Source organism: Pseudomonas lini, from assembly GCF_964063345.1.
Taxonomy (GTDB): Bacteria; Pseudomonadota; Gammaproteobacteria; order Pseudomonadales; family Pseudomonadaceae; genus Aquipseudomonas; species Aquipseudomonas lini_B.
Window position 1 is genome coordinate 5,980,857 of record NZ_OZ061318.1, and the last position, 20,308, is coordinate 6,001,164.

Genomic DNA, 20,308 nt, shown 5'->3' on the forward strand with positions numbered 1-20,308 from the left:
TTTGCCTGGGGGAATAGGATCGTCGCCACCTGTACTGCTTCTTCGCCGAGCCGCGCGGCCGGCGGCAACGTAATGTTGCTGGTCGGTGCGTATAGAAGTCTTCAGCGCCGTAGCGACTTCGCACAAGGTTTAGAGTAAAGCGTTAAATTCGTTACAGAACTCTCCACCCCGCACTCCGGAAGAAATTTCGATGAACGAGCGACATCCTCACTCCAATAAGTCTTTTCTCGGGCCGCTCGTACTGATCGCGGCGGTGGTTGTCGCCGTCGGCGCCGCGTTCGCATACACAGCCGGTTGGTTGACACCCGCACGCCTCACGCCGACCAAGATCGTCGAGGTGCTGGCGCCGCCCGCCGGACCGGCGCTCGGCTTCCGCCGCGCCCATGCCAAGGGTATCTGCTTCACTGGTACCTTCGAGGCCAACGGCACTGGCAGCGATTTGTCCAAGGCACAGATGTTCGCCGCCGGCACCTATCCTGTGACCGGCCGCTTCAACCTCGCCTCGCCCGACCTCAAGGCGCCCGATGGCAGCGCGCGCGTGCGCTCCCTGAGCCTGCGCATCCGAACGCCCGACGGCCAGGAGTGGCGTTCCGCAATGATCAATGCGCCGTTCTTCCCAGTCGCGACGCCGCAGGCCTTCTACGACTTGCAGGTGGCTTCCGCCGACAAGAGCCATCCGGATGCGTTGAAGAGCTTCGCCGCTGTGCACCCCGAGATCGGCGCGTTTAGCCAGTGGGCCGGCAGCGCGCCGTTCACCAGCTCGTACGCGGAAGACCGCTACAACGGCATCAACAGCTTCGTCTTCACCAACGCGCAGGGCCAAGACCAGGCCGTGCGCTGGTCCTTTAAGCCGGCCGCCAAACCTGTGTTGGTCTCGGGCGACGAACTCAAGAAGCGCGAGCCCGATTTCCTGCTGGCAGACATCACCGAGCGCGTCGCGAAGGCGACGCAGCGCTGGGCTATGACGGTCATGGTCGCCGACCCGGGCGACCCGACCGCCGACCCGAGCAAGGTTTGGCCGGAAGATCGCCGCAGCGTCGGCGTCGGCACCCTGTCGGTGACGAAAATTGAGCCCGAGGCCGATGGCTCATGCCGCGACATCAACTTCGATCCCACCGTGCTGCCGGCCGGCATGCGCACATCCGACGACCCTTTCCCCGCCGCACGTTCGGCCGCTTATTCGGTCTCGTACAACCGCCGGACCGCCGAAGAAAAAGACTATCCGCGCACCCCGTCCACCACCACCGCCGGAGCCAAGCCATGAGCCAAGTCAACCAGCAATTCGCGCCGTTACAGCGGGCGCTTCATTGGGGCATGGCGATCTGCATCCTCGTGATGCTGTTCATCGGCGTCGGCATGGTCTCGACGATCACGCCCGCGTACCTGATGCTGGTCTCGATCCACAAGCCGTTGGGCATTGCGATCCTCGTGCTCGCGGTGCTGCGCCTGATCGTCCGCTGGCGCCTTGGTGCGCCGCCGCTGCCGCGTGACATGCCCGAGCCGATGAAGCTCGCCGCCAAACTCTCGCATGTCGCGTTCTATGTGCTGATGCTCGCGATGCCCTTGCTTGGCTGGGCCATGTTGTCGGCGGCGGACTACCCGGTGCTCGTCGCCGGGCTGCGTCTGCCCGCCATCGTGTCGCCCGACGCCGGCCTGCACAGCTGGCTGTGGAACGCTCACAAGTTCCTCTCGTTCTGCTTCTTCGCGCTGATCCTGCTGCACCTCGGGGCCGCTCTGTTCCACGCGCTGGTGCGACGCGACGGCGTGTTCGAGACCATGGCGCCATTTCCGGTACATCCGTCGGTCGACGGCAGGGTCGTGACCAAGTGCGCTGACTGACGCAGGCTCCGTTACCACGGGCGCCGTGGCGCGCGCGTTCTCGGTGGGGCGAGATGAAATACCTCAGTGGGCATGTACTGTGGGACCACGACCTGCAGTGACCGTCGGGCTGGGAGGCTGGCACGAAGTGACGCTGACCCTCGCCGGATCACCGAGCTTCATAGAGATGTTCGTCGCCAAGTTCAGCGAGCCGCCGACTTAAGGTGCCGTGCCTAAACACCTGGCGTCGAAGCCTCCCGCCATTGGCGTTCGGACGCAGGGGGGCGCCTTCACGATACAGAAACTTCGGCGCATGAACGGGATCGCAAAAGCAGAGAAATATCTGGATGCACATGCGTAGCGCAAAGATTTACTAATTTATATCTTTCTTCGTAGGGTGTGCTAGCGGCTGTCAAATCAACCATCGGAACAGACATGAATCTGAAACTTGAGTGGGTTCTGGTCCCAGCATTTCTTGCCATGGGTTTTGCTGTCAGCGCGCTGGCCGCCGAGGTGCGGGCTGAGCGGGTGGCAACCGGATTGGAGAATCCCTGGGCAGTGGCCTTTCTGCCGGCAAATCGCTACTTGGTGACAGAACGGCCGGGCCGGCTTCGGGTGGTTGGTGCCGATGGGAGCATCGGCCCGCCGGTTGAGGGGCTGCCGGCGATCGCGGCAGGCGGGCAGGGCGGGCTGCTGGATGTCGTGACCGACAGTGCTTTCGACGTGAATCGCATGGTCTACTTCTGCTTTTCCGAACCGGCCGCTGGTGGCGCGGGCAATAGCACGGCAGTGGCACGCGCGACGCTGTCGAGCAACATGGTGCGCCTCGACAACCTGCAGGTGATTTTCAGTCAGCGACCGAAGGTGAGCAGCTCCGCGCATTTCGGCTGCCGCATCGTCGAGGCGAAGGACGGGACGCTTTTCGTCACGTTGGGCGAGCGTTACAGCCGGAAGGAGGATGCGCAGGAACTCGATAACCACTTGGGCAAAGTGGTGCGCATCCAGAAGGACGGCGCGGTACCGGCCGACAACCCTTTCGTCGACCGCGCCGGTGCCTTGCCGGAGATCTGGAGCTATGGCCATCGCAATAGCCAGGGCGCTACGCTCGGTCCGGACGGCCGCTTCTGGATGAACGATCACGGTCCGCAGGGCGGCGACGAGATCAACGTTCCGCTGGCGGGGCGCAACTACGGCTGGCCGGTCATCACCTACGGCGAAAACTATGGCGGCGGGAAGATTGGCGACGGCCTGACCGCCAAGGACGGCATGGAGCAGCCGCTGCATTACTGGGTGCCCTCGATCGCGCCGTCCGGCATGGCCTTCCTGACTAGCGACCGTTATGGGCCGGCATGGAAGGGCAATCTCTTCGTCGGTTCGCTCAAGTTCGGTTACCTCGACCGTATCGAACTGAAAGACGGTAAGGTCGTGGCCGAGCACAAGTTGCTGGAGGACGGGCATGCCCGCATTCGGGATGTCAGGCAGGGCCCTGACGGCCTGCTCTACGTGCTCACCGACGAACAGGATGGCAAACTGCTGCGTCTTCAGCCGCGCTGAGCGCCATCAGGGCAGGCATTGCGCAGCTGCAGCGTCGGCAAGCCGCGACGCCTGCCCGCAACCTCTTCGACGGCTTGCGCTCGCCGCCTCCCAAGGAGGAACTCGGCGATATCAAGCTGATCGTCGAGAACGATACCAGCCAGGTCGGTTCTGTGGGGAAATGTGTTTCAGGATCTCGACACCAGCGCTGGAAACAGAAGCGAGAAGCCCATTCAGGGTAACAGAGAGGCCGTCAACTCACATTTTCGAACCAGGCGGGAGCGTCCCAGGCCTTGTATTGATCACTCCAACCGCCAACCGTTCAGGTCAAGACCTCCTCTGGAATAACCTCATCGAAGAAATCAGCTGGGTTTGCGCTTGCTCTGATACGAATGCAGGAGCTCATGGAGCATTCCATTGACGGTGCTTTCAGGGGGTAAGACTGTACCGGCAGAAGGTGACAACCGCCGATAGGTCTGCCAAGAGGAGGATCATCCTGCGATAACGCTCCCTGACCTATGTCCCTTAGAAGTCCATGGTCAGCCCCGCGTAAACGGCGCGGGCATCGAATGCGGCGTGCAGTGATTGATCCACTCCAACGCTGGTGTCATACCAGACTTGGATCTTGAAATACTTCAAAAACAAGTCCAGAATTAAGTTTTTTCCTGCTTCGGCAAGAAAAGAAACCCGTTAGATTTCAATGGGTCGGACGCCAGATACGAGTCTCGTTTCCCGCTCCAAGCATTAAAAAATGGATCTCTGAAAAGAGGTCCATTTTTTTTCGTCCAGAGAAAAGTCTTTCTTTGGCTTTTGCCGCGCGCCCCCCCCTTAAAACACTCAGATCCAGCCCCGATGGACACATTCTCCAGTACATCAATCCGGTGCCCGGCAGATCGGTTTCGTCTCTGAAGCATTGGCCGGTGCTGGTCTTCGGATCAGCATCCGCCAGCCACTTCAAGTGTCCATCGGACGGACTTCCAGTGCCGGATAGGTATCGAGAGTATCCGGTGCCCAGGACACTGCTGCACCTTAGTAATGAAGGAAAAACAAGAATACTTCGTGCAAAATTATCGGAAAAGCCTGTGTGAAGATTAATAATTAATTCATAAAAAAGTGCACTTCCCCTAACCTTTCAGTATCAATTACGGAGGTGCATCTATGTTGATTTTCGTTAAGTCAATGGTCATTGGGCTTTGTATTGCAGCCCCTGTGGGGCCCATTGGGCTGTTGTGCATACAGAGAAGCCTTATGCTGGGATGGAGAGCAGGGTTCGCGACAGGATTGGGGGCGGCTACAGCTGATTCGATCTATGGATTTGTCGGTGCGCTGGGGATTACAGCTATCATAGCGACGCTCATTAGCCTCAAACCATGGTTGTGTATTTTCGGGGGAGTGTTCCTCGCGTACATTGGTTATCAAACAATAAGATCGAAAGGGAGCACAACAGCCTTGGCGGGTGAGCGAGCCAACATGTTCAACGCCTACTCGACTACACTGTTTTTGACACTGTCAAACCCAATGACTATCTTGTCGTTTATCGCGATATTTGCCGCCATGAGTGACGGCATGGTCAGTGATCAAAGCAGTCAGCACTCAGTGCTGCCTATGGTGATCGGTATATTTCTAGGCTCGGCAGTCTGGTGGCTGGGGTTGAGCGGATTCTCCTCCATATTCAAGACCCGGATCTCCCAATCAAAGCTTAGGTTGATCAACTATTTTTCCGGGTCAACCATAACCATCCTGGGTGCCTATCAGGTAGCCACTGGCGTTATACTCGCCACAGGTACCTGAGCGGAAAGTCATACAAGGCTTGTTTCTCATTGACTGATCAACACGCCTTGGCATCAATCCCCAAGGCCCATGGGAGGATGCTTTACTGCATTCTAAATTCAATGTACGCCCTGAGGCGGCCTATCGCTTGTTGGATTTCTGATTCTGTCGCATTACTAAACGACAATCTGACCTGAGTAACAGCCTCATTCGTCAGTGAAAACAAGGAAGTGGGAAATACAATAACCTTGAAATTCCTGGCGCACTCGCACATTTCAGAATATTCAAAGGTGAAAGGCAACTGTAGATTGATGAAAAAACCACCTGTCGGATGGTTCCAGGTGACAGTTCTTCGAGAATTGGTCTTGAACGGAAATTCACGTTCAAGGCATTCAATCATGCAGTTTCTTTTTTTCGTGTAAGACAACACTCTTGGTTGGTTCAGGTTTTTTAAAGAGTAATTATTCTCTATCAACAAACCTCCGACAACCGCTTGACACAGTGCAGGTGTATTGACCGTGATCAAGCTTTTGGCTTTGCATAATCTACTGCTAAAGGACATCACCCCGGCGCCCTCCGGAGCGACTAGATAGCCCATACGCAATCCCGGAAAAATCGACTTTGCAAAAGAGCCAAGAAGGAACACTCGACTACTGTCGATCGACTTCATCGAAGGGATTTTATCTCCCTCGTACCTGAAGTAGCTGTAGGCATTATCCTCCAGGATTAAAAAGTCAAATTCATTGGCCAAGGAGAGCATAGCCTTCCTGTCTTCATAGGAAAGGCTGTCAGCAGTAGGGTTACTAAAATCTGAAATCGCGTACAGCGCTTTTATCTTTTCCCCCCTGGACTCCAGCTCCTTAGCTACCTTGCGCAGGGCAGAGGGATCGAGGAAGGTGTCCATGGGAACGGGTACAATTTTTATTCTTAATAATTTCGCAATACCGGTTATCCCGGAAAACACAGGGTCGGGCACTAATAAAACACCGCCTCCTTCAAAAATGGCTAACAGTGTCAAGGTGGCAGCTTCTTGAAACCCCATACACACAACAATACTGTCAGGGTTGAAAATTTTTATCCCTTCATCCACCTGCAAGTATTCGGCGATTATCTCATTGATAATCCCGGCGGTTTTTCCATATTGGCAAAGGAGTGTCGCAAGTGAATGTTTCGTATCGGCGATGTATCGTGCATAGCTGGCCAGCCCCTTATCGATGAGGGCGTGGTCGCATTGCTCATCATCAGGTCGACCGGAAGCCAGAGAAATAGCCTCTGGATTTTCATTGGAAATGGAATTTAGAAGATGGATAACGTTCAGAGTAGGGTCTTCGAATATCGTTTTTTCGAATGCAATGGACAATTTCGCTTCTCCATAAAAAAAGCAACGAGCCGTTGAAAGCTCGTTGCTCATGATTAACATCAACTACGCAGGTTTAAGTGCATGTTCTCGATTCGCCATGTTTTCCATGGCTTCGAATGCTTGAAGCAGATCCTCTTTAAGATCCTCAAGGGCTTCTAAACCAAAACATAATCTAACCAAACCCTTTTCAATCCCCATGTCCGCTTTTTCCTGCTCAGTCATTGAGGCATGGCTCCCACTAAAGGGTTGAGCAACCATCGACGTGACACAGGCCATTCCCGTGCCCGTTCCAAACCATTTGAGGGCGCTGGTGAAGATTTTGTAAAAGGGAACCAGATCGGGCCGAATATCAACAAACACAATGCCACCATATCCGGTCAATTGTTTGCCATCGACTCGCGGATAATAAACATGCTCAATAAAGGGCAGTTGCCGCAGGTAGTTGAGCATGCTGGAGGTAGTGTTACTGTGTTTCTCCATCCGTAGGTTAAACGTCTGCATGCTTCTGCGAAGCAGCCATGCGCTATAAGGGGCTAATATTGAGCCTGAATAAAAACGACCTTCGAGCAGGCGCTTATAAATCATTTCACTGTTGATAAGCACCAAGCCGCCCATGACATCGCTATGCCCGGAGAAATACTTCGTTGCACTGTACAGAGAAATGTCGGCGCCAAAGTTTAGAGGTTTTTGAAAGATCGGAGTGGCCCACGTGTTATCAACGACTACCAGCGCCTGTGGGTTGTTTTGCTTAACCGCCCTGCTGACCGCATGAATATCAATATCTTTCAGGAAGGGATTGGTCGGCGTTTCGAAAATGACCATATCCACATTCGATGGCAACGCTTCCAACCCACTTTCTGTGGTGAGATCCAGAATCGTCAGTTGCGCACCGATACGTGCAGCATATCGCTGAAACAGTTTATAAGAACAGCCATAGATGTATTTGTTGATCACCAGCGACCCACCCGGTTTCAGCAGCTCCAAAACCATGTAGATGGCACTCATTCCGGTGCTGTAGGCCAAGGCGTATTCGCTGCCTTCCAGGGAAGCGACAACCTGTTCCAGCTCAGTCACGTTGGGATTGGCTTTTCTCGAGTAGAAGAACGCCGAGTCAGCGCTAAAAGCGCTGCACTGATAAATAGGCGTCACAGATGGATGGGCCTCTCGGTCATCTACCTTGATATGGAGTATTTCAGTAGACACATTCATGACTTGTTAACCAGTTTGATAATCTGCTCATACATGTTCTGCTTGCCTTCATAACCAATTGTCGGCGTAATGTCATTTTGCGAAATACCAATCTCTTCAATCGACTCGGTTGGGAAGTGAGCCCTGTCGAATACTTCATGAAGATTTGAGTTCACCCCCTTGGGAAGCCAGACCTCCGGGCCTGATTCATCAATTCGCGCCTTGGCGACAATGAATCGATAGCTTTCATACGGCCGCAATGTCAGGGATTTCCAATCACTGTTAAGCCCGTCGGTATAATTGCGCCGCAGGTAGACGGTCTGTTCAAAGCCTTCAGTATTCAGCACTTGGGCATGCAGCGATACGATATCCCCATGCCACTCGAACTTCCGCTTCTCGTAAGCGGTCAACGCATCCTCTTGCAGTTCAACAGGAATGTTCGCTTTGTGTTCGCCAAGTAACTTGAAATGTGCATCGTGCCCACACTGAGTACAGCAACCGTTGCTATCCAGTCCGATGATGTCAGCATTCAAACCGTAGCGGGTAACGAGTAGAGCGTTACAGTTATTGCAACTGGTATTGGTGCCCTCGACATCATTCACGTTACCCAGATAAACATGCTCAACCCCCATGCTCCGAGCGATGTCTCGAGCCTTCAGGAGTCTGTCCACGGGGGTCCGGATGCTATTACTCATTTTATAATCGGGGTGAAACCTCACAAAGTGGAGCGGTACATTCGGGCCCAGTTCATCCAATACCCACTGGCTAATCTTCCTGGCGGTATCCTCATCGTCACTGATGTCGGTCACCATCAAAGTGCTGACTTCAACATATTTACCCGCATCGTATACTTTCTTGATGCCAGCCAGAACGGGCTCTACCCAGCCTGTTGTGACTTTTCGGTAGTATTCAGGGGAAATGGATTTTAGCGAAATGGAAAATATATCAATGACCGGCAATAGTTCATCAATGGCTTCTTCACTGATAAAAAATGCAGATTTATATAAGTTGATCAACCCCGCTTCCTTTGCCAGCTTTGCCGTGTCGAGGATGAACTCATGCCAGACAACAGGATCGTTATAAGTCCAGGAGATGACGCGTATACCATGCTTTAGTGCAGTTTCCACCACCTGTTCAGGGGTATAGTAGTACACGTCTTTGTCTGTCACATATTTGGCCTGGGAGGTCTTCCAGTTGTGACAGTAGCCGCAGTTAAGCATGCAGCCGATATTGCCTAAGGAAAGGATTCGCTCTCCGGGAGCAAAATGGAATACCGCCTCGGTTTCGATCGTCTCTTCGGTACTGTGAACGCCTTTACCATAATTCAATGTAACTAACCGACCCCCTCTGTTTCCGCGTACCTTGCAAAAACCTACCTTACCTTCCTGGATGACACAGTTTCGAGGGGAAAGATGACACTTTACACTACCGCCAGGAAGTATTTCTTCCAACTTTGCGGGCATGCTTTCCAAGGTCCAGTTTTTATTTTTTGTATTTTCCATTACTCACTCCTCATCTCGGAAGTTACTGTCAACATCATCGGTTAAAATAGTCGAGGCAAAATAATCCCACAGCCACGGTGGCCGCAATCCCTCTCGTCGTTATGGGTAGGCAGAAGAAGCGCTGGTTAATCCATAATTCTTAAGTGAAAAGCGCCTGGCATTTATATTCATGAATGGCTGTATTAGAGGGCCTATGACCAACAAAAATGCAATCGTTCCCATACCGAACGGCCCACCTAAAAGCCACCCGGTCGAAAAGATTCCAACTTCAATGATCATTTTAGCCTTGGTGAATGACCACGCCCATTTGGAAACCATGGTAAGCACCACAAGGTCCATGATTCTGATACCAATACCGCTCATGATGATCAGTGCGGATGAATAAGCACACAAGATCAGTCCCATCGCCAATATCGTGTACTCATCCACTCTGACAATCAAATACTCTCCAAGCCCCAGTACGGACCAGAGGTCTATTAGCAGACCGGTAAGTGTAGTTGTAATAAAGGGACTTATCGGAGGGTACTTCTTGTTCCAGAGCATCCACCACAGCAGAAAGAATATAGCAACGATGCCCGAACAAGCACCCATTCCGAGCATGAGTATTTTATTGATTGAAATGATCAGGACATCTAAAGGATCAGTTCCCAGTCGACTGACTATGAAAAACTTGGCGCCCACCGAGAACAGGGTGACGCCAGCCAGATACATGAAAACCTGATCCATCTTGAAGTTGCGAAAACCTAGGACTTCCGTTCCAATATACTTGGTGAATGATGGGCAGGACTTTTGTGCACACTTTATTTTTTCATCTTCCATACGAACACCATCCCTGAAGGAAATTTTTTATTATGCGGTGCGTAACGCTAAAGATTAGGGCTATTGATTTCCCGGATTCTTTTTAGGCTTTGTCGGGCTGTAAATAGACTAGCACCGCGCTTTATTTTGGTGCATTATTTTTTAATGAAAAACACATGCTTTTCATTAAAATTTATACTTTTTACTGGGGAAACGTACATGGATCGTATAGACACAAAAATCCTGGGAAAGGTGCAGGACTGTGGTCGCATTTCCATCACAGAGCTGTCCAGGCACGCGGGTCTTTCTATTCCAGCCACCACTGATCGGCTGCGAAAACTCGAAGACTCCGGGGTCATCAAGGGCTATAGCGCTCAGTTAGATCCAACCAAGCTAGGGTTTGGCATATCTGCTGTCGTCGGCATCACCACCCTCAAGCCGGCGAAATCCAAATTGATAGCGACGCTCAACGACATACCCGAAGTCGTTGAGTGTCTACACATCACGGGTAACGACTCCTACTTGATCAGGATCTATGCCAAGTCAATGGCCGATATCGAGAATGTCATTGCGAGGATCAACGCGTACGGTGAAACACGTACAAGCATTGTTTTGTCAGTCCCTATCGAGAGAAGAACGCTTGCCCCTTGAGTTGCGCGACATCCTCTGACTATCTATTTTTGGTCAGTAGAAGGACCTACATCCGCCACTCCAGCCCAACGAACAGGCTTCGGCCATCGCCGGGCAGAAACTGTGCACTGTCCTGCCCCTTCGCATCGACAATCACCCCGGTAGTGGCGACGTAGGTCTAAAAGGTTTTCATCGGCATCCAATACTTCTATCAGACAGGCCACGCCTTCTTCATGCGTGGCAAACGACATCGCTCGGGCTTATGGCACTCTCGGATACCACCGTTCGGCAGGCCAGAATTACCGGCAACGATTATTCCCTCGGCGACACGGATGGACGGGCGCTCAAGGTGATGGCCCGTGGACGCCGCGATGAGGCGCGTGCCTTGGTTGCTCAAGGCATCAATCCTTATGAGCATCGTAAACAGCAGCGTTGCTCGTTCGTAATGCGGCAGAGCACGCACTCGCAGATATTGAGAGTCTTCAAAAAAGACGTCCTGCCAACGCTCGGTCGGTGGTCCATCTACGACATCAATCGCCACGACTTGATGCACCTACTGAGCGGAATCGAACAACGCAGGGCGTTAACGACAGCGGAACAATGTCGGACCTGGTTCAAGCAATCGTTCCGATACGTCCTGGGCGTTTTTCAGCGTGATCAGTTGTTACCCAGGTACGAACTCAAGCCCTGACCGACACAATATTTGACCGGCTTGCCGACCTCACGGGACGCTGATGATTTCGCCACTGAGGGGATATTTAAAAACCTTTAGATTTTCAATGGGTCGGACACCAGATGCGAGTCTCGTTTCCCGCTCCAGGCATTAAAAAAATGGATCTCTGAAAAGAGGTCCATTTTTTTTCGTCCAAAGAAAAGTCTTTCTTTGGCTTTTGCCGCGCAGCCCTGAAAACACTCAGGTATAGGCCCGGTGAGCACATTTTCCAGTACATCAATCCTGTGCTCGGCAGATCGGTTTTCTCGTGGCGCCAGTCTCACCGCAAACCGTACAAATCTCCTCTATTCATACGGGGCGGAGATTGTGCGATGGTCTCACCAAGACTACGGCCCTACACGCCAAACCTGAAGCTAAGGACTACACCCTCGCTGACTACTATTTCTCTCGGTACCTATTCTGAAATTAGCTTACGAGATGCTCGCGTTCTGCATGATGTTGCAAGGGCATTGGTCGCTAGGGGCATCGGTCCGCGTGTCCATTGGCAGCTGGAGCGTAATGCTGGGCGCGAGGCCTCGGAAAAAGATCAAGCAGGGCTCACTGCATCAAATTCCTAGCGCGTCGAAGGGTAAAATGCTGATGTTTTTTTGCTAGGCTGCAAGTATTCAGTTAATCCCTGGAACCACATCACTTCAACAAAGTCACCGCTGATAACCAAGTCCTCTTTACGCAATCCTGTCAGAAATGCATCTTTACTATCTTTGGCAGACAGAATGGCGAAACCCTTCGCTGCATCCCTGAACGACAGGGTGAATTTTGGCTTTTCAGTCAAACCTGCAGAGGATTTTATCTTGCCGTTTTTAAGGGTGAAATAGCGACCCACTCCGTCATGCGTTTGGATTTGAAAGACCAGCTCCTTGCCTTTAACGTATTTTGCGCAGTCAGGACTTTTTTTGATCGTTCTCTGTATTAGCTTGGTCAAAACCCATAACAAAAATTTAAACTTCAGCATGGTAAGCGTGCTCCGCAAGCTATTACTCGTTGAGAAACTGGATGGCGTGTTTCAGGAAACGCTCAGGACATTGGAACTGAGCGCCGTGACCTGCATCTGGATACAGGAATAGCTGGGCGTTCGGGATGTTCTGAGCCATGTACCAGGAATTGACCGTTGGAACCATAACGTCATTCATGCCGTTCAGGATGAACGTCGGTTGTTTGATCTCGCGCAGATGATTGAAAGGATCGTCCGGGTCTAGCTTTGGCAAATAATGCATATTGGCTTCGATCTGGGCCTGTATCACTTCCGGAGAGCTGGGTGGATCCTGGTCGACACGCTGATGACGACGCGCCCAGAAATCACGTCCGGCCTGCTGCGCCGCCGTGGATCGACCGAAGAACAGAAACAGAAAGTCTTCCAGAGTCGGAACGGGGCGCGGCGCAGCTTCCAGCACTCCTGGGTCTGAATCCGGATTACCGCCACGAGGGCCAGTGCCGAGCAGCATGAGCTTGCGCACGAGGTCGGGATGGCGTCGTGTCAGATCCTGGGCTTGAAAACCACCGAGTGAGAAACCTAAAACATCGACCTTGGATAGGCCTAGCGTGCGAATCACCGCAGCCGCATCGTCGGCCATATGTTCGATCCGGGTACGCGGTTTTCCGGAAGAAGAGGCAACCCCGCGACCGTTGTAGAGGATGACCTCGCGCCCTGCAGCAAGGCCATCCGTCATGAGCGGATCCCAATGATCCATACCGCCGCGGAAATGTTGAAGGAAGAACAGAGGGGGCTGGCCTGTCGTATTGTTGCCCCAGCGGCGATAGGCAAATTTATCCCCATCGACTTCCACGAAGCGAGTGGGGGCGGTGAAATGAGTGTCGGTCATGTTGGAGTCTTCCAGGTGGCTATTGTGGCGATCGATGCGATTGGATCATTGGCGAGCCTCGGGCTTATGCCCGTGCGCGCATGCGACGCGTGCGGAACGTGCCCCAGCCGCTTTTCATCACTGATTTTGAAAGTGCCCACAGCCCACTTTCGTTGGGGCGAGGATCACCTCCATTGGCGATTCGTTTGAGCTGCAGCGTGTACCAGAAGATTTCCATGACGCCCATCTGATCAATTTGCTTGATGCCTGTGGTGATCGGCCGTACACGTTGCGAACTGTCCTGTCCTTGCAGCAGGGCCGCCGGGGCATCGGGATCAATGGCCAACAACCGCGCGAGGCCAATGACGTCGAGCGCTCCGGAGCGCAGTGCAGCGTTCATGGCAGCGGCACTGCGAAAACCACCAGTGACCATCAAAGGCACCTTGATCGAGGCGCGCACCTTTTCAGCAAACTCAAGAAAGTAAGCCTCACGCGCTACGGTGGATGCTTTTTTAGTCTCCTGGAGACCGCCGCTCATGGCTGGAGCCTCGTAGGTGCCCCCCGAAATCTCAATCAGGTCGATACCTGCTTCGGCGAGCGCATGAATCGTCGCCATCGATTCCTCTTCAGTGAAACCTCCGCGTTGGAAATCAGCCGAGTTGAGCTTGATGCCGACGGGAAATTCGGCACCGACCTGGCGACGGATCTCGGTATAAACGGCCAGCACGAAACGACGACGTTTTTCCGGGCTGCCACCCCATTCATCCGTACGCCGATTGTGGTGCGGCGACAGGAACTGGTTGATCAGATAGCCATGTGCGCCATGGATTTGCACGCCGCTGAAGCCGGCTTTCTTGCAGATGGCCGCACTGCGTCCAAAGCGCTGGATGATTTCTTCTATCTCGGCTGTAGTGGCTTCGCGTGGGGTCTCGAAGAGCGCGGCCATGTCCTCGCGAAAGGGGACGGCCGATGGCGCGAGGTTGCTGTCATTCAAGCCTTTGGTCGACTGCTTTCCGGGGTGATTGAGCTGCACCCAGATCGCCGCTCCCTGCTCAGTTGCCGCACGGGCCCACTGGCGTAGCACAGGCAAGTCCGCTTCATCCTCGATCACCACGTTGCCTGGTTCACCGAGTGCACGCCGGTCGATCATCACATTTCCGGTGATGAGCAAACCAATGCCCGACGCGGACCAGCGCCGATACAACTCGACCAGTTTCAACGTCGGGTGGTTGTTGTAGGTGCCCAGCGTTTCGCTCATGGATGCCTTGGCGAGGCGATTGCGAAAAGCGCTGCCGTTCGGGAGTTGCAAGGGCTGGTTCAGCAGATTTTCTTCAGGCGAGGAGGCGGTCATGGTGAGTTCTCTATAAGGGCTGATTCAAGATTGAAGGGTGTGCAGCGGGATGGCGTTCGATACCCGCGTGTTTTTCACTGGGATGTACGACATGGCGTGCTCGGTCAGCGCGGTGATCGTCAGGCTTGGATTAACCCCGAGATTGGCGCTGAGCATCGAGCCGTCGCAAACCAGCAAGTTCTGATAGCCGAAGACCCGGTTCTGTACGTCCATCACGCCGCGCTCCGGCGAGTCCGCCATCGCACAGCCGCCCATGCAATGCGCCGTGGTCGGGATGTTGAATAAAATCTCGGAGAGAAAAGTGGTAGGTATGCCACCGAGCGCCTTAGCGCCCTTTTCGGCAAACGCATTCGCCTCTGGAATGAAGGTGGGGATGGGGCCGCCTTCGCTTGCGAGCTGTTTTACGAACGGCCAAAACCAGCGACGCCTGAGCCGCATGTCGATAGACGCGTCTGCTGTCTGCATCACCAGCAATAACATCGTCTGACGGGCGAAACCGATGGGGTTGTGCACGAGCAATGCTTGCAGTGGATGTTTGAGCAGCGTCCATAGCCAGGTCAATATTCGCATCCACCCCGGGCGCCCGCCGCACAGCAAGGTCATCATCAAGCCTATCGCATCCGAGCCTTCCGGGTAGCGCACGACTCCGATATGAGTGTGCTCATCGAGATAGATGCTGCCGCCCCCCGCCAGTCCCGGCGACATGCTCTTGTCCGCTGCCGGAAAGCGTATGCCGATAAGGGATTCGGCATTAGTGCGCACACGTTTTCCGAGGTCGTCGCTGATGCGCGGCAATGACCTGTTCTGTTTGAGCCGGAACAACAATTCCATGGTGCCCAACGACGAGGCGGCGAAGATCACGCCGCGGCAGCGAAAACTGCGGGGCTGTTTGGCGAACCAGGCGGTCGAGCACTCAGTGAAGACTTCATAGCCATCACTGCCGTCTTCTTTGCCGTTGAGCGGTCGCACGTCCACCACCTTGGTCTCGGCAAAAACCTGGGCGCCACGCTTTTCTGCGAGATAAAGGTAATTCTTGTCGAGTGTGTTCTTGGCGTTGTGCTTGCAACCCATCATGCAGCCGCCGCAACCGGTACAGGTCCCGCGCGCCGGGCCTTCACCATTGAAGTAGGGATCCGGGTAGGTCTGGCCGCCTTCTTCACCATCGGGAGCAAAGAAGGTTCCTACGCGCGGGAGGTGAAACGTGTGGCCCACACCTTGCAAATCCGCCATTTCCTTGAGGCGTAGATCAGCCTCTCCCATGATCTTGCTTTCTGTCACACCCAGCATCTTCTCCGCCGTGGCGTAGTACTGCGGCATGATTCGTTTCCAGTCGGCCAGGCCAGCCCAGGAGCCTTCGCTCCATACACTATCGTGAGGTGTCAGCAGGGCGTTGGCATAGGTGATGGATCCTCCACCGACGGCGTTGCCGCTCACGATCATCACGTGACGGAACAGACGCATGTTATAGAAGCCGAACATCTTCAGCCCAGGTCGCCACATCCAGTGCCGCGTGTCCCAGTTGGACTTGGGGAAGTCTTCGGCCGTCCAGCGTCGGCCCATCTCCATTACGCCAACGCAATAGCCTTTTTCGGTTAACCGGAAGGCGGACACGCTGCCACCGAATCCGGAGCCGATAACGATGTAGTCGAAATCGAAAGATGGATTCATTGCGTGCTGCCCCGGCAAGCACTGCGTAGAGGCGTGAAAAAACTGGTCATGCCGGTCTCCTTATTTTTGTAATGGTGCTGCGGATGTTGGTTTTTGGAGTGGTCCTGTTAAATTACTATATCATTCGTATATTTCTATGGCTATACGAATCGTATAGCTTTGATTTGGGGGGGATGCGGCGACTCTCTCCGAAATGAACATGAGCTTTGGCTCCGATCAGGGAGCCAGGCTGATGGCAAGTTAAAAACGGTAGGTTATCTGTGTACCTATAATGTGCGCGCTGTTGTCGTATTTTGCGTTGTAGCTGGGCTGTACACCGGTTGTATTTGCTTGGCTGACAGAGGTGGTTGATTCCCATAGATAGCCATAAGCCAAATCGATGGTCAGGTCAGTGTTGGGGGAGAAACCTGCACCCAACGTCACCGCTTTTCGGTTGCCCACCGGGAGCCGGACGTTTCGATCGGCGTTGCGGGCAGGTGATGGATCGTAGGCGAAGCCGCTGCGCAACAGCCATTTCGGGGAAAGCTGGTAAGAGGCCCCAACAGCCATCGACCAGGTGTCATGTAATTTAAAGTCATCTCCGAAGCTGTTAAAACCCAGTTGCTGGCCCAGCGGCGGTACACCACTATTAACGGCTTCGATTCTCTGAACGCGGCTCCATCGAGTCCAGGTCGCGCCCAGGTAGCCAGTCCAGCGCTCATCAAAGTGATGGGTAAACGATGTGTCCAGCGACTCTGGCAAGGTGATGTCTATTTTATTGCTGTATTTGCCGTCGAGACCGAAAGCACTTGGCGAGTTGCTCACCTCCGTATGACCGTTGACGTGAAAATCAAGTTTTGAATGATAAGTGATGCCCCATGTGGTGGAGTCGTTCAGGTCGATCATCAGGCCGAAATTATAGCCAATGGCGTTATCGTTACCCTTGATAGTGATCTGCGTGTCGGTGCCCCCGTTGAGCAGCCCTGTGGCCAAATAGGTTTGCATATTATTTTCGATACGGTTCAATGTCAGCCCGCCTCCGACAGAGACATGATCATTGATGCGATAAGCAACGGCGGAGTTCAGGGTTTTAACTTGAACCTTGCTATAGGAACCATGGTAGCGTCCCTGGAACGAACTTTCGTAATCGTTCACAAGGCCATAGAGAGCGTATACGCCCAAGCCGAAAGTGAAGCGTTCGTCAATCGGTATGGATAAATAGCCAAAAGGGATTGTCGTCAGGGGTACGGAATCTCCGTTGTGGGTGCCTGGCGCATCGCTATGAGAGTTTTTAATATCACTATCAACCTTGATCAAGGCGAACCCTCCGCTCACTTCCCTGCGCTTTATCTTGCTCAGGCCGGCTGGGTTTCCATAGACAGTACTCGCATCCAGAGCCGCGGACGAGCGCCCGGCATAAGCGGTTCCGGCGCTACTTACACTTTGCTCGTTAACAGCTAAACCATTAGCTAAAGATACAGTTGCCTGCCCACAGATAATCAACAACATAGTTGTTATGAACAACGCTCTGCTTGACTTGAGTAGCAGGGTGGACCCTGTCTCAAGATGACGTTTCAAACGCAGCACTGATCTCTGGGAAGGGCGAAGTGCAGAAAGATGTTGATGGTTCATCTGGCGGTACCTGTTGTTGTTGTTGTTGTTGTTGTTGTTGTTGTTGTTGTTGTCGGGTGAATAGAAATCGTGGGCGGCGGTATACATCAACAGTGCCGGCTGGGCTGGAGTAGGAGAGTGTTAATTGGGTCTTGCAGATATGTAGTTATTTTTTAGTTGCAAAGCCCTCTCTGGAATATCACAGGCTCAGGCGATTGCCATATTTATATATGTGAGGTTGCAAGTTGCGTTGATGGCAAGAAGAGCCTTGCGTGGCATTGCTTTGCAGGCAAGTACCCTTGGGCCAGACGCGGGTACAAGGCTGCAAGCAGTTCGCTGATAAAGAGGCAATGACGGATGCCGGGCGGGCAAGTCCCCCTCGATCCGTATGACACGAGGGAAGGGGGAAGAGGCCGGTAATCCTAGGGTTTGTATTCGAGTACTTTGAACACTCGTGTGAATGCTGGCCGATCCCCTTGCAACAGCTTTGCATGACCTTCGCGAAGTGCGCGCGTTGGGGTGATCTGGCGCAGGACTAACGCGATGAAGGTTTCCATGTCGCATTGTATTTTGACGTCGATGGGCTCTTCGCTCGGCCCGGATCGTGCCAACAGGTTCCCGTCGTTGACTTGAATATGGAAGACTTCCGCCCCCACCTGGAACTCGTACAACTCCTGCAAACCGGTGCTCGCTGCCGAATCGTTCGAGCCTGTCAGGCACAGAGCTATGAGTTCCGCACGAGCACTGGACGGATCGATGCGTTCGTCGATCGGTAGGCTCAGCCCCCAGAATCCCAGCGCGATCACCGGCTTGCGTAGTTGCTCGCCCAAGTCCGTCAACTCGTAAGCTGGCGTGGCGGAAGGTGTGTGCAGGGTGACTTGTTGAATGACGCCGTTCTGCACCAGCATGGCCAGGCGTTCGGACAGTCGGTTTGTACCCATTGCAGGCAGGATCGCGAGCAGATCCTTGAAACGCTTCGGACCTAACAGGAGTTCGCGAATCAAGAGCAGCGTCCAGCGATCTCCGAGTACGTCGAGCGACCGGGCTAAGGGGCAGAGTTGACCGTAAGTTTTGTTTGTCATGACGCATTGTACAAAATTCCGCTCAGTTGAAACACAGTGGAAAGCGGCGGCTGCCTCAAGTCGAAGGAATTGGGCGTTGTTCCAAGCCCTTGGACGGTGGCATGCACCTCATCAAGAATGACAAATGCGATCAGCGCGTGGTTGTGCACTGTCATGCAACTCGGAAAACGCTTCAGGAGTTTCAGGGTAGAAATTTCTTCTTCTGACAGCGCGGTCACACGGATCGACGCCAAATGGATGGGGGGCGTCGTATCTGCACTTTCTACCGCTGATCTCACGGTCGCGTTCATGTATTGCTCACTGAATGGATTGAGTAATTTTTATTGGTTTCACTATACCGTTCGTTTAGTAGTGATGCTATATAAAAAGTATAGCTTTGCGATAGGTGCTGACGAGAGGTGTGTTGTCATCTGTTGCTCGAGTCGTAAACCTATCTGTCATCGCGCAATGCGTTGGACGATCCAGCGGGTGAGAGCCGCAGGCGCGAGATGGGTAGCGAACGAAAGGAATCCGGCTTGCATGCCGACGGTCCAGTGGGTTTTGTGGATGCGTCGTTTCGACGTCGCGCAAGCCCACACGGTCGATGCGACGTGGTGCGACGTGAGCCGAATACCCAGCGATCTGGCGCTGGGGATACGACCGTAGTCATCAGCCATTGCGGTCTGTACGAAGCTCGGCCAGATATCGCTCACGCGAATGCCGAACTTTCCCCATTCGAGGTCGAGTCCTTCGGTGAATCCGCGCACGGCGAACTTGCTCGCCGAGTAGGTTGCAAGTTCGGGCTGGCCGTAGATTGCGGTGGCGGAGGCCATATTGATGACATGAGAGCAGGGCGTACCTCGCAGGTACCGGAAGGCGCTGTGACAGCCGGTGATCATTCCCTGAACGTTCACATCAAGCATTGCTTGGTGTCTGGTCAACGGTACGGCTTCAAATTGCCCGGCAGCGAGAATCCCTGCGTTATTGAGCAACACGTCAAGCCGCTGGCCGCTATGTGCCCAGAAATCCATAAGCGCTTGCTTCCATGCTTCGGGATCGCTCACGTCGAGCGCACCGGAGATGACGTTGCCCTCTCCCAGGGTCGCGGCGACCGCAGCGGCACCCTCTGAATCGATATCGTATAGCCCCACGAACCAACCGCGCCGCGCAAACAACTCAGCGCAGGCGCGACCGATTCCCGAAGCCGCGCCTGTGACGAAGATGGCTGGTCTCCATTCAGGAAGAAGGGATTCAGTCGGGTTTCTGGCTGTTTGATTGCTCTGTACCACAGTGATGTGCGGTTTCATTTCAGAGGTTCCCTTCAGGAGCTGAGCATTCAGGTTTTGTGTACAGGTCAGTGCATATTGCGAGAGTAATATAACGGTGTTATGTTTTGCAATAACAGTGTTATCTATCTCTCCGGCTGATCTGATGACTGGTCAGGAGGTGGAAATACTGGTGGGAGCGCTTGCTTGCTCTCTACGTTTGTCACCGGAGGATCCAAGAG

At 53.6% G+C, this 20,308-nt stretch carries 18 protein-coding genes and 1 pseudogene; 7 read left to right on the forward strand and 12 right to left on the reverse strand.

What is annotated here, in order from left to right; translation table 11 throughout:
* Nucleotides 1-190: 190 nt before the first annotated feature.
* The 4 genes from AB3226_RS27295 to AB3226_RS27310 all read left to right on the forward strand — a co-directional run bounded on the left by AB3226_RS27295 (nucleotide 191) and on the right by AB3226_RS27310 (nucleotide 5,142).
* Nucleotides 191-1,264 carry a catalase family peroxidase gene (locus tag AB3226_RS27295; protein ID WP_048393018.1) on the forward strand — a complete coding sequence of 358 codons (1,074 nt, stop codon included), beginning with the start codon at nucleotides 191-193 and terminating at the stop codon, nucleotides 1,262-1,264.
* Entirely contained in the window at nucleotides 1,261-1,839 is a 579-nt protein-coding gene (locus tag AB3226_RS27300) for a cytochrome b (RefSeq protein ID WP_095058179.1), read from the forward strand. Before AB3226_RS27295 ends, AB3226_RS27300 begins: the two co-directional genes overlap by 4 nt.
* Nucleotides 1,840-2,253: 414 nt before the next feature.
* Nucleotides 2,254-3,372, forward strand: a complete 1,119-nt coding sequence (locus tag AB3226_RS27305) for a PQQ-dependent sugar dehydrogenase (RefSeq protein ID WP_304576086.1) — start codon at nucleotides 2,254-2,256, stop codon at nucleotides 3,370-3,372.
* Nucleotides 3,373-4,509: 1,137 nt separating this feature from the next.
* Nucleotides 4,510-5,142, forward strand: coding sequence for a LysE family translocator (locus AB3226_RS27310; protein ID WP_367375298.1), 633 nt, complete (start codon nucleotides 4,510-4,512; stop codon nucleotides 5,140-5,142).
* An 82-nt stretch (nucleotides 5,143-5,224) separates the two neighbouring features.
* Here the strand turns inward: AB3226_RS27310 and AB3226_RS27315 are convergent, their stop codons facing one another.
* The 4 genes from AB3226_RS27315 to AB3226_RS27330 form a co-directional block, all read right to left on the reverse strand.
* Nucleotides 5,225-6,481 (reverse strand): PLP-dependent aminotransferase family protein, encoded by a 1,257-nt coding sequence (locus AB3226_RS27315; RefSeq protein WP_367375857.1) that lies wholly within the window; start codon nucleotides 6,479-6,481, stop codon nucleotides 5,225-5,227.
* A 63-nt stretch (nucleotides 6,482-6,544) separates the two neighbouring features.
* Complete coding sequence (locus tag AB3226_RS27320) at nucleotides 6,545-7,690, reverse strand: PLP-dependent aspartate aminotransferase family protein (RefSeq protein ID WP_367375299.1); 1,146 nt, start codon at nucleotides 7,688-7,690, stop codon at nucleotides 6,545-6,547.
* A complete protein-coding gene (amrS, locus tag AB3226_RS27325) occupies nucleotides 7,687-9,171 on the reverse strand; it encodes an AmmeMemoRadiSam system radical SAM enzyme (protein ID WP_367375300.1) in 1,485 nt (494 codons plus the stop codon). The genes AB3226_RS27320 and amrS overlap by 4 nt, the downstream gene beginning before the upstream one ends.
* Nucleotides 9,172-9,270: 99 nt before the next feature.
* Nucleotides 9,271-9,990: a YitT family protein gene (locus AB3226_RS27330; protein WP_367375301.1), complete on the reverse strand. Its 720-nt coding sequence runs from the start codon at nucleotides 9,988-9,990 to the stop codon at nucleotides 9,271-9,273.
* Between the two features lie 198 nt (nucleotides 9,991-10,188).
* Here AB3226_RS27330 and AB3226_RS27335 point away from each other — a divergent pair, with 198 nt between their 5' ends.
* From AB3226_RS27335 to AB3226_RS27345, 3 genes and pseudogenes are all read left to right on the forward strand, one after another.
* Nucleotides 10,189-10,620, forward strand: a complete 432-nt coding sequence (locus AB3226_RS27335) for an Lrp/AsnC family transcriptional regulator (protein ID WP_367375302.1) — start codon at nucleotides 10,189-10,191, stop codon at nucleotides 10,618-10,620.
* Nucleotides 10,621-10,861: 241 nt separating this feature from the next.
* Nucleotides 10,862-11,239 (forward strand): annotated as a pseudogene (locus tag AB3226_RS27340) (integrase); the annotation flags it as partial.
* A 404-nt stretch (nucleotides 11,240-11,643) separates the two neighbouring features.
* Nucleotides 11,644-11,889 carry an Arm DNA-binding domain-containing protein gene (locus tag AB3226_RS27345; RefSeq protein ID WP_367375303.1) on the forward strand — a complete coding sequence of 82 codons (246 nt, stop codon included), beginning with the start codon at nucleotides 11,644-11,646 and terminating at the stop codon, nucleotides 11,887-11,889.
* On the opposite strand, the gene AB3226_RS27350 is transcribed toward AB3226_RS27345, so the two are convergent.
* From AB3226_RS27350 to AB3226_RS27385, 8 genes are all read right to left on the reverse strand, one after another.
* Nucleotides 11,886-12,284, reverse strand: a complete 399-nt coding sequence (locus AB3226_RS27350; protein WP_367375304.1) for an SCP2 sterol-binding domain-containing protein — start codon at nucleotides 12,282-12,284, stop codon at nucleotides 11,886-11,888. The two genes, AB3226_RS27345 and AB3226_RS27350, sit on opposite strands and share 4 nt — an antisense overlap.
* 22 nt (nucleotides 12,285-12,306) lie before the next feature.
* Nucleotides 12,307-13,152: an alpha/beta fold hydrolase gene (locus tag AB3226_RS27355; protein WP_367375305.1), complete on the reverse strand. Its 846-nt coding sequence runs from the start codon at nucleotides 13,150-13,152 to the stop codon at nucleotides 12,307-12,309.
* Nucleotides 13,153-13,216: 64 nt separating this feature from the next.
* The gene (locus tag AB3226_RS27360) at nucleotides 13,217-14,482 is read right to left on the reverse strand and encodes an NADH:flavin oxidoreductase/NADH oxidase family protein (protein ID WP_367375306.1); all 1,266 of its coding nucleotides are present in this window, start codon (nucleotides 14,480-14,482) and stop codon (nucleotides 13,217-13,219) included.
* Between the two features lie 24 nt (nucleotides 14,483-14,506).
* Nucleotides 14,507-16,150 (reverse strand): GMC family oxidoreductase, encoded by a 1,644-nt coding sequence (locus AB3226_RS27365; RefSeq protein WP_367375307.1) that lies wholly within the window; start codon nucleotides 16,148-16,150, stop codon nucleotides 14,507-14,509.
* A gap of 240 nt (nucleotides 16,151-16,390) precedes the next feature.
* Nucleotides 16,391-17,638 carry an outer membrane protein transport protein gene (locus AB3226_RS27370; RefSeq protein ID WP_367375858.1) on the reverse strand — a complete coding sequence of 416 codons (1,248 nt, stop codon included), beginning with the start codon at nucleotides 17,636-17,638 and terminating at the stop codon, nucleotides 16,391-16,393.
* Between the two features lie 524 nt (nucleotides 17,639-18,162).
* Nucleotides 18,163-18,822: a winged helix-turn-helix transcriptional regulator gene (locus AB3226_RS27375; RefSeq protein WP_123359536.1), complete on the reverse strand. Its 660-nt coding sequence runs from the start codon at nucleotides 18,820-18,822 to the stop codon at nucleotides 18,163-18,165.
* Nucleotides 18,819-19,112 (reverse strand): hypothetical protein, encoded by a 294-nt coding sequence (locus AB3226_RS27380; RefSeq protein WP_367375308.1) that lies wholly within the window; start codon nucleotides 19,110-19,112, stop codon nucleotides 18,819-18,821. Before AB3226_RS27380 ends, AB3226_RS27375 begins: the two co-directional genes overlap by 4 nt.
* Nucleotides 19,113-19,259: 147 nt before the next feature.
* A complete protein-coding gene (locus AB3226_RS27385; protein WP_367375309.1) occupies nucleotides 19,260-20,108 on the reverse strand; it encodes an SDR family oxidoreductase in 849 nt (282 codons plus the stop codon).
* Nucleotides 20,109-20,308: the final 200 nt, after the last annotated feature.